Here is a 14,692-nt window from a genome sequence, read left to right as displayed (position 1 = left end):
CTCCCGCTTCTCCACTTTCTCCGTCAGTTCCTTCTGCCTTGATTTTATTGTCGGATGCGTCCAGCAGCCATTCTCCGTCCAACGTCCAGTAATAGATGCCGTCCGTGTCTTTTTTTATTCCGATGACAGGGGTCGAGCCGTTTTCTCCGTGGTAGATGGTGATCGGTTTGTTTTTGGCGAACGTGATCGTGTATCCGATAGTGTTACTTCCTTCCGTGATGGGGGTAACTCCCGTGATGTAATCATTTTGTTGCAGCGCGTTGACAATTGTCTGCATGGACGAGATGTTCGTGTTCATCTGCGCACACAATTTTTCGAGGGAGGTTAACCGCCCGTCGAGGTCTGCGATTTGTTTGCGTAGTTCACTGTCATCGAAATCGTCTTTGCATCCTGCCAAAGTAACGCATAGGACCGGAAGCCATATCAAGTGCCGGCATTTGAAAAAATGAGTAAATAAATTCCACATACAACCATGCTTTTGAAACCCTGATTCCCTGAAGGTAAATTATATAAAAAGAAATAGCGTGGGAACTCTCAGTTTATCCATCTTGAGGTATCGCCAAACACCCTTGCAGAAATAAACAGTCACCCCACGCTAAACCATATATAGTGTAGATAACTATATGGCAAGCATGAGCGTTTGTACCGTTCATCCTTCTGCATAAAAATTGGCGATTTTCAAGATAAGGATAAAACTAAACGCCTTTCATTAAATTGTCTTCGTCCCGATTTCTCTAAACGAATTACAAATATAAAGAATAATTAGCATTTTACAAACACTCACGGAGGTGACCGTATTACAAATTTATAATAAACGTTAGAATAAAAAGAAGGAAACCGTGTATTTTTAATTTTATGCTAATGTGAAATACGGTGATTCTCTTGCTTTTTCAGTTGTCACGAGCGTACGAATTCCCGTTCATCTGCCTGTCATGTATTGTATGATGCGATAGATGATCGAAACATGATCAGTAGGTGATCGATAGGTGTTTCCCGGAAGGGGAAAAATAAGGAAGGAGAAATGTTGAATTTTTCGGTGTGATAATGTGTGTATATTTCCCGAAAAAATATATCTTTAGCAAATTAAAAAATTTATTATGGAATGGTTGATCGTATTGATGCTGATTCTGATCGGGGCAATCCTGGTGGTATTGGAGATTTTGGTTTTACCGGGGATTAATGTCGCCGGAATTCTGGGATTTATCAGTATTATTGCCGGAGTATATTTCGGATACGCGTATTATGGCGGAGTGACGGGCCATCTGATTTTGGCGGGTACGGTTGTCTTCGGCTTCGGGATGACCTGGTATGTCCTTCGGACAAAAACCTGGAAAAGGCTGAGCCTGGATACCCGTCTGGAAGGGACGGTAGAGGGGATTGGGGATTCGGTTAAGGCCGGAGATTGCGGAGAGACGTTAGGACGCTTGGCACCTATGGGAAATGTAAAATTGGGGGATATGGTCGTGGAAGCCGAATCCAGATCGGGCTATATCGATGCCCATCGTCCGGTCGAGGTCGTTAAAGTATTGAGAAATAAAGTAATTGTACAATTAAAAACAGTTTGAAATGGAAAACAGCAGTGTTATTTTGTTGGTGGTCGCCATAGCCGGAGGATTGTTCCTGTTATGGATTATTTTGTATCTGATTCCTGTCGGTTTGTGGTTCCAGGCATTAGTATCGGATGTGAAAATATCTTTATTACAATTGGTGTTGATGCGTTGGAGAAAAGTGCCGCCTACGGTGATTGTCAGTGCAATGATCGAGGGGAAAAAGGCAGGTATCGAATTATACCGGGATTTGCTGGAGGCTCATTATCTGGCCGGAGGCCATGTGGCCCAGGTGGTGCATGCTTTGGTATCTGCTTCGAAAGCCAATATCGATCTGACTTTTCAGATTGCAACTGCTGTGGATCTGGCCGGTAGGGATGTATTCGAAGCAGTACAAATGAGTGTAAATCCGAAAGTGATCAATACACCTCCGGTTACGGCTGTCGCTAAAGACGGTATCCAGTTGATCGCTAAAGCGCGGGTGACTGTCCGGGCCAATATCAAGCGTTTGGTCGGTGGTGCCGGTGAAGAGACGGTGCTGGCCCGGGTAGGAGAAGGGATCGTGTCGTCGATCGGTTCGTCGGAATCCCATAAAGCGGTGATGGAAAATCCGGATTTTATCTCCAAAGTGGTGTTGGATAAAGGTTTGGATTCCGGTACGGCTTTTGAAATCCTTTCCATCGATATTGCCGATATCGATGTGGGTAAAAATATCGGGGCAGGTTTACAAATCGACCAGGCCGAAGCTGATCTGAAAATCGCTCAGGCGAAAGCGGAAGAGAGGAGGGCGATGGCTGTGGCCAGAGAACAGGAAATGAAAGCATTGGCCCAGGAGATGAAAGCGAAGGTGATCGAAGCCGAAGCCAATGTGCCTCTGGCGATGTCGGAAGCCTTCCGTTCCGGTAATTTAGGCGTGATGGATTATTATCGCATGAAAAATATAGAAGCCGATACACAAATGCGGGAATCGATCGCAAAACCGGCTGATGGTTCAAAAAAGAAACCGGATAAGATCGGATGATGAGAAAAACGTAAAATTTCGGTTGAGATCAATCGTTTGGTATAGAGTGACCATTGGAAAACAAAATTCCTTTGGTCACTTTGGGTATTGAAAAACACTACCGGGCAGATCGCGCAGATTATAGCGGGAAGCCATTGCTTCGCCGTAGGCACCGCAGGAATGGATAGCGATGAGATCTCCCCGGCGGGTTTCGTTTAAGACGACGTCTTTCCCGAAACAGTCGGCAGATTCGCATATCGGTCCTACCACGTCGTATTTCTCTTCGGGTCGGTCGGAGCTGATATTTTCTATCTTGTGAAAGGCCTGATAAAGGGCCGGGCGCAACAGATCGTTCATGCCTGCATCGAGGATTACGAATTTTCTGTTTTTCCCTTCTTTGACGTACAATACTTTAGAGATCAGATCTCCGCAGTGTGCGACGATCGAGCGTCCCAATTCGAAATGAATCTGCTGATGAGGTTCCGGTTCGAAAAATCGGGCGAAAGTGGCAAAGTAAGATTGGAAATCGGCAATGGGTTTTTCGTACGGTTCGTTGTAGTCGATCCCTAACCCTCCGCCGAAATTGATATGGGGCAGAAGGAGTCCGCGTTCTTTCATCTGCCGTTGGATCTCATTGGCCCGGATACATAATCCCCGGAAAACGGTCATGTCGGTGATTTGAGAACCGATGTGAAAATGCAGACCGATGAGTTCGATCTGTTCTAATTTCGCTACTTCCGTGATGACATGTTCCAGATCGTACAAATAAATACCGAATTTGTTTTCTTCGATACCTGTAGTGATATAGTGATGGGTATGGGCATCGACATTGGGATTGATGCGAAGGGCGATCCGGGCTTTTTTGCCCAGCCGGGCCGCGATCCCGTCGATCACCTGTATTTCCGGCAGGGACTCACAGTTGAAACAAAAGATATCGTGCTGTAAGGCAAGTTCTATCTCCGCATCGCTTTTGCCGACACCGGCATATACAATAGTATCGGCCGCGAAGCCGCATTCCAGTGCCTGCCGGATTTCATTTCCGCTGACACAGTCCGCTCCCAGTCCCTGCTGGCTGATCAGTCGCAGTAACACCGGATTGGCGTTAGCTTTGACGGCATAATGAACCCGGTAACCGTAAGGGGCTGATTCGGACTTTGCCGCTTGTACTGTTTTTTTCAATAGCTCTAAATTATAATAATAGAAGGGCGTCGGTGTTTGAACCGGTATCTGAGATAACTGCATAATAAAGTGTGTTGTTGCTGAGTGAACTATTTTCAATGCTGAAGATCTTCCAGTTTATGACTGAGGTCTGTCATGGCTTTTTTCTTGTCTTCTTCTTTTACCAGGACCGAGATATTGTGTGCGCTGCCACCGTAAGAGATCATCCGGAGCGGAACTTCTTCGAGGGCTTTCAGAACCTGGGCTCCCAGTCCGGATTTACCGGCTGAAAAATCGCCGACGATACATACGATCGCCATATTGCGGTCGACCTCGATCGTACCGTATTTTTCCAGATCCTTGAGGATTTCTTCCAGATGTTCCGTACAGTCGATAGTCAGAGAGACTGCCACTTCAGAAGTTGCGATCATATCGATCGGGGTCTTCCAGGCTTCGAATACTTCGAATACTTTCCGGAGGAAACCATAGGCCAGCAGCATATTGGTCGATTTGATCTTAATCGCGGTAATCCCGCTTTTGGCAGCGACAGCTTTCACATTTTTGGCCGGACTGTCTTCGGTGATCAGTGTACCTTCGTCGTCGGGGCATAAGGTGTTTTTCAGGCGTACCGGGATATTTTCTTTTTTCGCCGGTTGTACGCTGGACGGGTGAAGGATCTTCGCCCCGAAATAAGCCAATTCGGCAGCTTCGTCGAATGACAGATGCCGGATAGCCTTCGTCCCTTCGACGATACGGGGATCATTGTTATGAAAACCGTCGATGTCCGTCCAGATCTGGATCTCTTCAGCCTTGATGGCTGCCCCTACCAGTGCGGCGGAATAGTCGCTGCCTCCTCTTTTCAGGTTGTCGATTTCGCCGTAAGCATTCCGGCAGATAAAGCCTTGGGTAATGATCAGGGGGTGGGTGTCCGGTTTGGCCAGTTCGCGTTTCAGGTTTTGCCGGATATAAAAATAATCCGGTTCGCAGTCTTTATCGATACGCATATATTCCAGGGCTGACAAAAGCGTGTTGCTCACTCCGCATTCTTCCAGGTAATAATGCATCAACGTGGTAGACATGATTTCCCCCTGTGCCAATACAGCCTTTTCCTGAAGAGGATAGAAATCCTTGTTGATAAAAGAACGCAGATAGGTGAAAATGGTTTGAATGAAGGTTTTACCTTTCTGAATATAAGCTTCTGTTTCGAATAATTCTGTGATAACGATATAGTAGTTTACTTCCAGATTCTGAATGATATGGAGAGCAGCCTGTTTTTCATTCCGGTATAAACAGTTAGAAATTTCAACCAAGGTGTTGGTGGTTCCGGACATCGCCGATAATACCACGATCTGAGATTCTCCGTTATTGATCAGTTCGGCCACTGCACGAATTCTGTCTGCACTTCCGACGGAGGTCCCTCCGAATTTTAAAACTTTCATATTTGTAAACTTTATAAACTCCAGTGTTTTCTTATTTCCGGCTGCAAAGGTGCTATATTCAAATTGATAAAACAATACTTTGTTAAGAATTAAACAACGTGATTAATTTTTGTAGAAGCTGGCTGCCACCCAATTCTTGTCTTCCCGGTAGATCGTGAAAGTCAGACCTGATTGTGCCGCTCTTTCCTGGATGAGAGGAAGGTCTTGCAGATAGAATCCGCTCATGATCAGGAGGCCCTGGGGATGAAGTTTGGCGACGTAATGGGGCATGTCTTCGAGGAGGATATTTCGGTTGATATTAGCCAGGATCACATCGAAAGGTTCTTCTGTTTCCAGCAACCGGGCATCTCCGATTTTGATGGTGATGTTGTTCAGACCGTTGGCCCGGATATTTTCCATTGCATTGTTAAAAGCCCATTCGTCGATGTCTATGCCAGTGATTTCCCGGGCTCCGGTTTTGGCAGCCATGATAGACAGGATGCCTGTTCCGCATCCCATATCGAGTACCCGTTTGCCTTCGATCCGGTCCTTGTTGTCCAGGATGGTGCGCAGCATGAGGGCAGTGGTGGAATGGTGTCCGGTGCCGAAACTCATTTTGGGTTCGATCAGGATCTCATATTCGATACCGGGGATCGGATCGTGGAATCCGGCTCTGACTAAGATCCGGTCGTCTACCGTGATGGGAGTGAAATTTTCTTCCCATACCTTGTTCCAGTCCTGGTCTTCGATTTCCTGCACCGAGGTTTCGATGTGATAGTTCCGGGTGAAAAAATCGAATACTTCCAGCCGGGTGATGGCTTGTGCATCATAATCTTTGGCAGGAATGTAGGCCGTGAATCCCTGGTCGGTATAGGAGAAACCATCGTAACCGATCGTACCCAGTTCGGAAATTAAAGCATCTGCAACCGCTTCTTCGTAAGGGTTGATGTCGAAAGTAACTTCAATATAATTCATGATTTGTTTTTTTTATTCGATAGTCATTCTGATTCTCCATTCTTTGGGGTAATAGTTATTGAGTCGGTTTCCCAGGTGTTTACACCACCCGAGCCCCTGTTCGCGATAGGTAACCAATAACCATTCTGCGGTCTTGGGCGGCACCGGGATATCTTCTTTTTTCAGGAAGGTCAGGGCGGTCATCCGATCGGTATCCAGTAGAGTACAGTTTGCTTTATTCAGTCCCTGCCAGAGGGCGAGCGAAGGCAGAAGTTTACTCTTCCGGTTGATGATTTCTGCTATTTCACAACCCTGGTAGAGGATACGCAGATTGGACTCCAGCAGTTGTATAAAGTCACTGTGCTGTTCGGGGATGACTCCTACGATATTGTCTTTGGCATAGGGCCGGTAATATTCGGGTGTTCGGATATAAGCCCGGATGTCGCCGGGGAGGAGGAGGTTTTGGGTTTTTGTATTTTTCTTCCTTTTCCCGGCCCTGAATTCTTCTCCTTCGTTTTTTTGTACCACTCCGGTAAAAAATCCTTCTCCCGGAATCCGGTGAGGATAGAAATGATAACAGTGGGCGTTTGAGTTTCCCGGGACGATTCCTGGAAAAAGAGGTGTGATTTCAATGGAACGGGCTCCGTATTTTCTGATCAATAGTTCCAGGATGGCTTCGTTTTCTCCGGGATTGTAAGTACAAGTACTGTACACCAGGAAACCACCGGGTTTGAGGCAAGGCCAGATGTCTGCCAGAATCCGTTGCTGGCGTTCACTGCAAAGTTGCAGGTTGTTTTCGCTCCATTCCTGAATGGCATTGGGGTCTTTTCTGAACATCCCTTCTCCCGAACAGGGAGCATCTACGACGATGATATCGAAAGCACCTTTCAGATTGTGAAAATCTGCCGGATCGTTGTTGGTGACGACTACATGGGAAGCTCCCCATTTGATCATATTTTCTTTTAAAATACCGGCCCGGGAACGGATAACTTCGTTGGATACCAAGAGGCTGTCGGAGGAAAGCCGGGAAGCGATCAGGGTAGATTTGCCACCTGGTGCGGCACACAGATCCAATACTCTTACCGGATGAGCCGGCAGGATCTGTCCGAATATATGATGTAAAAACATCGAAGAAGCTTCCTGTACATAGTAGGTCCCGCTATGTAAACAAGGGTCCAGGGTGAAAACGGGGCGGCTCTTCAAATAATAAGCCGATTCGCACCAGGTTACAGGTAAACCGATTTGCTCGTCGGAGAATAACCGGGAAATAGGGACGGGTTTACCCGGGTTCAGCCGGATACTGACAGGAGGCTCTGTTTGCAGGGCTGTAAAGAAAGCTTCTGCCTCTTCCGGTAGAAGTTTTCTCATGCGTTCTTCGAACAGAGCGGGTAAAGTGTTCATGTTTTTACGTATATTTGCAGATAGTTGTATCCTATAGGATGTGGTTCGGCAAAATCAATCAAACCCGTTTGTTTGTTTTTGCACTCACCTTTCACTATAGCGGTGTACAAAGATAATTGATTTTAGGTAAGTTATGATTGAAGTTAAAGAAGATTATAGTCTGAAAGCATATAATACGTTTGATATCGATGTCAAATGTAAATATTTTGTCGAAAGTGACGAGGAAGAAGTGCTTCGGGCTTTTGTGGCCGATTATGAATGGGAGCCGTCGGAGGTGTTGATTTTGGGAGGAGGAAGTAATTTCCTTTTCACGGAGGATTTTGCCGGTACTGTTTTTTATCCGGCCATGCGGGGAAAAGAGAAGATAAAGGAAAATGAGGAAGAGGTGTGGGTGAGGATAGGTGCTGGAGTAGAATGGGACGATTTTGTGGCCTGGACAGTGGAACAGGGATGGGGGGGAGTAGAAAATCTTTCTTTTATTCCGGGGCATGTCGGAGCAGCTCCTGTGCAGAATGTCGGGGCCTATGGCATGGAAGCCGGCGAGCGGATCGACCGGGTGGAAGCGATAGCCCTGGATAAGGCTACCCGGGTGGAAATTGCAGGGAAAGATTGCCGTTTCGCTTATCGGGATAGTATTTTTAAACGAGAGTGGAAAAATCAATATATCATTACCCGGGTGGTATTCCGGTTGTCTAAAAAGCCGGAGTTTCGCCTGGATTACGGAGCCTTGCGGAGCGAGCTTGAAAAGATGGGGGGAGAAGTGAATTTGACGAATATCCGGCAGGCGGTGATCCGGATTCGCCGTTCTAAATTGCCGGATGTGGCGGAGATTCCCAATGCAGGGAGTTTTTTTAAAAATCCTATGGTCAGACGGGAGCAGGCCGATCGGCTTTTGGCGGAATATCCCGGAATGCCTGTCTATGAGGTCGATGATGCTTGTTGTAAGTTGGCTGCCGGCTGGCTGATCGAACAATGTGGCTGGAAAGGACGTACCTTGGGGAAGGCCGGGGTACATGACAAACAGGCTTTAGTATTGGTGAATCAGGGGGGAGCCAGTGGTATCGAGATTACCCGTCTGGCGAATGAAGTCCGGAAAAGTGTATTCATGAAATTCGGAATCTGGATAGAACCCGAAGTCTATGTGATTTGATGAATACCGGAAACAGGAAATGAATGAAGTGAAAAACAAAAAGCTATGGTGACAAAGTATGAAGAGAAAGTAAAAATCTACAACCACTATACCAATTATAAAGGCAGGTTGTTTGTGAAAACTTTGTGTGATTTGTTCAACGATGCGGCCGAGGTACAGACCGAACTATATAAGGTGGATGTGGATACCTTGAATGCACAAGGGTTTACCTGGATGTTGCATCGTCTGCATATCCTGCTCCATAAGATGCCTTTAAAGGAAGAAATCGTGACTATCGAGACCTGGCCTTCGGGGATCGACCGGCTGTTTGCCCTGCGTGACTACCGGATGTTCCGGGAAGACGGGGAAGAATTGGTACGTGCCACTTCTGAGTGGATGTATATCGATATGAAACGGAGAAGACCTTTGCGTTTGCCGGAAAATGTCATTGCCATGAGTACGGAGCATAACATTCCTAAATTGGTACTGTCTCCTTTGCTGGATGAGAAGGAATTCGGTGGCGAGAGACAAGGAATGCGCCATTTTACAGCGACCTTCGATAATATCGATTTTAACGGCCACGTGACTCAGGCGTCGTATGTCCGCTGGATTACCAATTCGCTGCCTTTCGAGTTTTTAAAAAAGCATGTGTTGACAGAAATTGAAGTAATCTATGCCCATGAGATTATGCCGGATAGTCAGATTCATTCCGCTTATCGCATGGAAGAACGGGGTGAAAATGAAGTGATCGTTTGGCATGAGGTGAAAGACGAAGCCGATCACTTGACACATTGCCAGGCTAAAACGGTGTGGATGAAGCAGGGATAGAGTTGATGAGTTGAAGAGTTACTGAGTTGAAGAGTTACTGAGTTACTGAGTTACTGAGTTATAGAGTTACTGGGTTGAAGAGTTATGGAGTTAGTAAGTTATAGGGTAGTTGGGGTTTAATGGTAAGTTGTTGATTTATAATGTAAACTCGGTAGGTGGCGATGTTTTTATTTTGATTTCCCTTTCTCGTTTTGTTTTCATCTCGTCATTTCATCCCTCTCCTCATTACCTCAATACCTTAACAACTCTATAACTTAGTAACTCTATAACTCAGCAACTCAGTAACTCTTCAACTCAGTAACTCTTCAACTCAGTAACTCTTCAACTCTTAAAAAGGCAGATCGTCGGCTTCGGGCATTGGGGGGATATCCTCTACGCGATATTCCGGTACGGGAATATTTGCCGGATTCTGGGGTTCTACTTTTTCAATCCGCCAGCCTTCGAGATTGGTAAAATAAGATACTTGTCCTTTATTTTCCCATTTTCTGCCCCGGATATTGAAATATACTTTAATGTTTTCGTTTAAATCGATATTTTCGAGCAGGTCACACCGATCCTGTATCAACTGTACTTTTACGAAGTCATTCCATTGTGAGTTTTTTTCGTTCTCTACCTCGATGACAAATTCCCTTTTTTGGAACCGGTCACTGATATGTTGGGTTTCTTCTTTGAAAATCAGTTTCCCGACTATTTCGTAATTCATGTATGTGGAGTTTTTTTCTTTGATTTAGCTAATTAAAAAGTGAAACCCGGGGATATAACCTCGGGTTCACGTTGCAGTTCCCTGTAGGGAGATTATTTTTGATCAGCTTCTTTAGCGTCCGGATTGACGATATCCAGCAGTTCGACTTCGAAAATCAGGGTTTCATTCGGTCCGATAGAGCCGTTTCCTCTTGGGCCATAAGCCTGATCCGACGGGATAAAGATTTCCCATTTCGATCCGACAGGCATTTGCTGTAAAGCAGTCGTCCATCCCGGGATTACCCGATTCAAAGGAAATTCTACCGGTTCACCTCTTTTGATAGAAGAATCGAATTCGGTTCCGTCGATCAAGGTACCTCTGTAATGTACTTTAACCATATCGGTTGCAGCAGGTTTTGCACCTTCTCCTTTTTTGATGATCTTGTATTGGATACCGTTAGCTAAAGTATCTACGCCGGATTTCTTTGCATTTTCTTCCAGGAATTTCTTTCCTTTTTCTGCATTCTCCGTTGCTTTTTTCATAGCCACTTCCTGCATGAATCCGTTCAGGAACATTTGGATTTCGCGTGGGTCTTTTCCCACTTCTTTTTTAGCTATAGCTGAATTTAAACCAGCGATCAAAGCTTCGCGGTTAACGTCGGAGAAACCCATTTGTTGTAGGCCTGAGCCGTACATGTAACCGATATAAAAACTGGCTGAGTCGGCCGTTGTTTTCAAAGAAGCAGAGGTTTGTGTCATGGAACCGCTGTTGTTACAGCTGATAGCCATAGCGCCTACTGCCAGAGTAAGTAGTAAATTTTTAGCTTTCATGTTTTGAATTTTATTGAATTAAATTTTGATGTTTTAGATAATAGCCAACAGTTCGACATCGAAGATCAGGGTTTCGTTCGGTCCGATCGACTGTCCTGCGCCGTGTGCGCCATAAGCCAGTTCGGAAGGAATATAAAGCTGCCATTTCGATCCAACAGGCATCAATTGCAGGGCTTCTACCCATCCGGCGATCACTCCGCTTACCGGGAATTCTGCCGGCTCGTTTCTGCGGATAGATGAATCGAAAACGGTACCATTGATCAGACGACCTTCATAATGACACTTTACCGTATCCGAAGCTTTGGGTTTCGGGCCATTGCCAGCGGTCAGGATTTTATATTGTAATCCGCTCGGAAGTGCAACTACGCCTTCTTTTTTCTTATTTTCTGCCAGGAACTTTTCGCCTTCAGCTTTTGCCTCTTTCCCTTTTGCTTGCTGGAGTTTGTCAAAATAATCCTGTAAGATATTATTGGCTTCATCCGGCATGATTTCCGGCATTTTGCCACTGAATACGACATTCAGACCGTCGATAAATGCTTCTGCATTGATCGTGGTCACTCCGGAAGAAATCAAATTGCTGGCAATGCTAAGTCCTAAGCTGTAGCTGACTTTGTCAAGTTCGTCTGTGTATTTCATTCTTTATCTATTAATTATTAATCGCGCAAAGATACACTAAAATGGTAAAAAGTAAAAAGTTAAAACTAAAAAGTGTTTGAATAAACACTTGTCTGTTTTACGTAAACTTTTCCTCTTCAGTTTCCCTTTCCCACTCAATTCTTTTATTCCTCCCCTCTTTTCCCCCTCCTCTTTCTTTTTTCGCCTATCGCTTATAGCCTATCGCCTTTTACTTTTTACCTTTTTATCTGTCCATCGCTCAAGCAGATCTTCGAATCTGACATGTCTGCCAGTTCCGTGTCGTGAGTGACGATAACAAAAGTTTGTCCTAATTCGTCGCGTAAGGAGAAAAATAACTTGTGCAGTTCGTTTTTAGTATGGGTATCCAGATTGCCCGAAGGTTCATCGGCCAGGACCACTTTGGGTGAATTGATCAGGGCTCTGGCAACGGATACCCGTTGTTGTTCTCCTCCCGAGAGTTCTGACGGTTTATGAGAGATACGGTCTTGCAATCCCATTAATTCCAACAACCCGAGTGCTTTTTTTTCAGCCTCTTTCCGGGTGGTTCCTTTGATCCAAGCCGGCATACATACGTTCTCCAAAGCAGTGAATTCCGGTAGTAGATGGTGGAACTGAAAAACAAAACCGATATTATTATTTCGGAAATTTGCTAATTTATTGGCTGAATAGTGAGCGACGTTGTCCTGTTCATACCACACCTCTCCTTCATCCGGATAGTCTAAGGTGCCTATAATATGTAGCAAGGTGCTTTTTCCGGCTCCGCTAGCTCCGACGATTGTCACAATTTGTTTTTCGGGAATGACCAGATCGATGCCTTTTAAAACCTGTAGTGTACCGTAACTTTTTTTGATATTTTTGACCTCAATCATTCAATTTCTTTTAATTTTCGCTGTAAAGATAGGGAATAAAGTCAAAATAATATTTAATTTCGTGTGGAAAACGTCCCATTAAATTAGTCGAAAGTTTATAAAGTCCATAAAGTTTATAAAGTCCACGAACCCACGGGGAATTGACAATTGACAGATAACAATTGACAATGAGAAAATCCACTGGAAAATTCTATTATATTATCTAAAAAACAGTGCTTTATCTTTCATTCCTTTTCCCATTTATCTTTACTTATTCCTTTTTCGATGGAAGCGAAGCTTCCAAATATTTGTCAATTGTCAATTGTCATCTGTCAATTATTCTTTTGGCGGATTTTCCGCCAAAAGAATGGGACGTTTTATGATACGTTTAGTTTATTTATTAGCAGTCAGTTATCTGTTGTTTTGTGGTTTTAGTGGTAAGCAGGAGGGGGGAGCTTTGGATTCGGCTTTGTATGTCTTGAAAGACAAGGCTTATGAGCATATTTCCAGGGGCGAATATCAGGAGACGGAAAGGGTTTGTCAGGAGATTTTACAAAATACCGTTTGGGGAGGACAAGCCTGGTTGCGTACGTATGCGCTGATTTATCAGGGACAAGCGCGGATCATGCTGGGCAAAACACAGGAGGGATTACAGGATTTGCTCGAGGCGAAACGATTGGCTGAGACACAACATAATGATTCGGCACTTTGTTCGGTGTATAACGGACTTGGGTTGTACGAACAAAATGTCAATTGTGACTATTACCGGTCTTTGAATTATTACCGGGAAGGTTGTGATATCGCCGAGCGTTGCGGACACCAATTGTTGTATAGTTTGTTGGTTGCTAATATAGCAGAAGTACTGACTTTAAGAAATGAAGAGACCGGATTGGAATATGCAGAGAAATGTTATCTGCTGGGCCGGCAGAATAATGAGCCTTATCTGATCTATTGCGGGGCGATTTCTATGGCCCGGAATCTTTGTCTCAACCGGAAGATGGAAGAGGCCTGGAGATATACCCGTGAAGCGGATCGGTTGAGTAAACGTTATGACTTTGAAAATCGTTCGGATATTTATAATACTTACGGTGAGATAGCCTGGGAATCTGGAGATTATGTGAAGGCTGAACTGTATTATGAGCAGGCGATCCGGGAGCATGGCTTTTCACAGGCTGCTTATATCGTATCTACTTATGTCGGCTATGGACGGGCGCTGATCGCTCAGAAAAAATACAAGTCTGCCTTGGAAAAATTACTGACCGGGAAAGAGATCTCTGAAAAAAATATCACTTCATTATTCCGGCGTGAGGTCTACCTGTTGCTTTCGGCCTGTTATGATCGGTTAGGTGAGTCAAAAGAAGCATTGGAATATTATAAAAAGTATACGACTGAATCTTTTCGTTTGTATAACGAAGACAAAGAAAGGACAGAGAAGGAGCTGATGGTGAGGTATGAGACAGAGAAACGAAATAAGGAATTGGCTCAAAAGAGTATGTTGTTACAAAAGGAACAGAATCGGGTGATGGCTTTGGTCGGGATCACTTTTGTCGTCTTGATCATCGTTTTACTGCTCTATATCAATTATCGGAAGAAAAATCGATTATACAAACAGATTGTTCGGGAAAGTGTGGATTGGCTGGCAAAGGAAAGACAGTTTTCCAGGCAGATTGCAGAACAGGAGAAACAATTGCAGGAATTGACCGGTAAGGGCGGGTCTGCTGAAGGGGTACGTTATTCCGGTTCTTCGCTGAATAAAGATAGCCAGCAGGAGTTATTCGGCCGCTTGGAGCGTTTAATGCAAAACGACCAGGTGTATAAAAATAGTTTATTCACCCGGGAAAAAATGGCCGAATTACTGGGTACTAACCGTACCTATCTTTCGCAGACCATCAATGAACAAACCGGATTGACTTTTACGCATTATATGAATAAATATCGGATCGAAGAAGCCCGGAGAATATTGGCAGATCTACAAGACGATACTCCGATAAAAGCGATTGCTGCCGATTTGGGATTTAGTTCGGTGACTACTTTTTACACTCTTTTTAAAGCTGTCGTTCAGATGTCACCGGACCAATATCGAAAACATGCCCGCTCGCTGAGAGAAAAATAAGTCTTAAAGAAATGCAAAAATTGTCCATGTAAATTCGTACGATTTTTGCATTTTAACATTTATTTTTTACAAAAAAAGCAATTGCTGATTTTGGAATCACTTTGATAATAAGGTGTTCGTTGGATTTATTTTTCTTTGTTCTACTAAA

14 protein-coding genes are annotated in these 14,692 nt (G+C 44.6%); 5 read left to right on the top strand and 9 right to left on the bottom strand.

Features of this window, described 5'->3' with window-relative positions:
• Positions 1 to 466: PL29 family lyase N-terminal domain-containing protein (locus tag WS34_RS02455; RefSeq protein WP_046402937.1), on the bottom strand; the 466-nt coding region annotated here is incomplete at its 3' end.
• A gap of 631 nt (positions 467 to 1,097) precedes the next feature.
• Here WS34_RS02455 and WS34_RS02450 point away from each other — a divergent pair.
• Positions 1,098 to 1,565, top strand: coding sequence for an NfeD family protein (locus tag WS34_RS02450; RefSeq protein ID WP_013613656.1), 468 nt, complete (start codon positions 1,098 to 1,100; stop codon positions 1,563 to 1,565).
• A 1-nt stretch (position 1,566) separates the two neighbouring features.
• On the top strand, positions 1,567 to 2,568 hold the full coding sequence (gene floA / locus WS34_RS02445) for a flotillin-like protein FloA (protein WP_013613657.1): 1,002 nt from the start codon (positions 1,567 to 1,569) through the stop codon (positions 2,566 to 2,568).
• Positions 2,569 to 2,643: 75 nt separating this feature from the next.
• On the opposite strand, the gene lysA is transcribed toward floA, so the two are convergent.
• From lysA to WS34_RS02425, 4 genes are all read right to left on the bottom strand, one after another.
• Positions 2,644 to 3,789 (bottom strand): diaminopimelate decarboxylase, encoded by a 1,146-nt coding sequence (lysA, locus tag WS34_RS02440; RefSeq protein WP_046402935.1) that lies wholly within the window; start codon positions 3,787 to 3,789, stop codon positions 2,644 to 2,646.
• Between the two features lie 32 nt (positions 3,790 to 3,821).
• Entirely contained in the window at positions 3,822 to 5,144 is a 1,323-nt protein-coding gene (locus WS34_RS02435) for an aspartate kinase (protein ID WP_046402934.1), read from the bottom strand.
• 102 nt (positions 5,145 to 5,246) lie between these two features.
• Positions 5,247 to 6,098 (bottom strand): 50S ribosomal protein L11 methyltransferase, encoded by an 852-nt coding sequence (gene prmA / locus WS34_RS02430; RefSeq protein ID WP_046402932.1) that lies wholly within the window; start codon positions 6,096 to 6,098, stop codon positions 5,247 to 5,249.
• Positions 6,099 to 6,110: 12 nt separating this feature from the next.
• Positions 6,111 to 7,478: a methyltransferase RsmF C-terminal domain-like protein gene (locus WS34_RS02425; RefSeq protein WP_046402930.1), complete on the bottom strand. Its 1,368-nt coding sequence runs from the start codon at positions 7,476 to 7,478 to the stop codon at positions 6,111 to 6,113.
• Between the two features lie 133 nt (positions 7,479 to 7,611).
• Here WS34_RS02425 and murB point away from each other — a divergent pair, with 133 nt between their 5' ends.
• Entirely contained in the window at positions 7,612 to 8,628 is a 1,017-nt protein-coding gene (gene murB, locus WS34_RS02420; protein WP_046402929.1) for a UDP-N-acetylmuramate dehydrogenase, read from the top strand.
• 45 nt (positions 8,629 to 8,673) lie between these two features.
• Entirely contained in the window at positions 8,674 to 9,435 is a 762-nt protein-coding gene (locus WS34_RS02415) for an acyl-[acyl-carrier-protein] thioesterase (protein ID WP_046402927.1), read from the top strand.
• 328 nt (positions 9,436 to 9,763) lie between these two features.
• On the opposite strand, the gene WS34_RS02410 is transcribed toward WS34_RS02415, so the two are convergent.
• From WS34_RS02410 to WS34_RS02395, 4 genes are all read right to left on the bottom strand, one after another.
• Positions 9,764 to 10,138 (bottom strand): DUF3127 domain-containing protein, encoded by a 375-nt coding sequence (locus WS34_RS02410; protein WP_046402925.1) that lies wholly within the window; start codon positions 10,136 to 10,138, stop codon positions 9,764 to 9,766.
• Between the two features lie 92 nt (positions 10,139 to 10,230).
• The gene (bamJ, locus tag WS34_RS02405; RefSeq protein WP_046402922.1) at positions 10,231 to 10,947 is read right to left on the bottom strand and encodes a BamJ family beta-barrel-assembly machinery protein; all 717 of its coding nucleotides are present in this window, start codon (positions 10,945 to 10,947) and stop codon (positions 10,231 to 10,233) included.
• Between the two features lie 33 nt (positions 10,948 to 10,980).
• Positions 10,981 to 11,583, bottom strand: coding sequence for a BamJ family beta-barrel-assembly machinery protein (gene bamJ / locus WS34_RS02400; RefSeq protein WP_046402920.1), 603 nt, complete (start codon positions 11,581 to 11,583; stop codon positions 10,981 to 10,983).
• A gap of 215 nt (positions 11,584 to 11,798) precedes the next feature.
• Positions 11,799 to 12,452 (bottom strand): ABC transporter ATP-binding protein, encoded by a 654-nt coding sequence (locus WS34_RS02395; RefSeq protein WP_046402918.1) that lies wholly within the window; start codon positions 12,450 to 12,452, stop codon positions 11,799 to 11,801.
• A gap of 358 nt (positions 12,453 to 12,810) precedes the next feature.
• Here WS34_RS02395 and WS34_RS02390 point away from each other — a divergent pair, with 358 nt between their 5' ends.
• Positions 12,811 to 14,544 carry a helix-turn-helix domain-containing protein gene (locus WS34_RS02390; protein ID WP_286693604.1) on the top strand — a complete coding sequence of 578 codons (1,734 nt, stop codon included), beginning with the start codon at positions 12,811 to 12,813 and terminating at the stop codon, positions 14,542 to 14,544.
• Positions 14,545 to 14,692: the final 148 nt, after the last annotated feature.

It is taken from the genome of Odoribacter sp. N15.MGS-14 (assembly GCF_000980245.1).
In the GTDB taxonomy this organism is placed as follows: Bacteria; Bacteroidota; Bacteroidia; order Bacteroidales; family Marinifilaceae; genus Odoribacter; species Odoribacter splanchnicus.
This window is presented reverse-complemented; position numbering and strand designations above follow the sequence as displayed.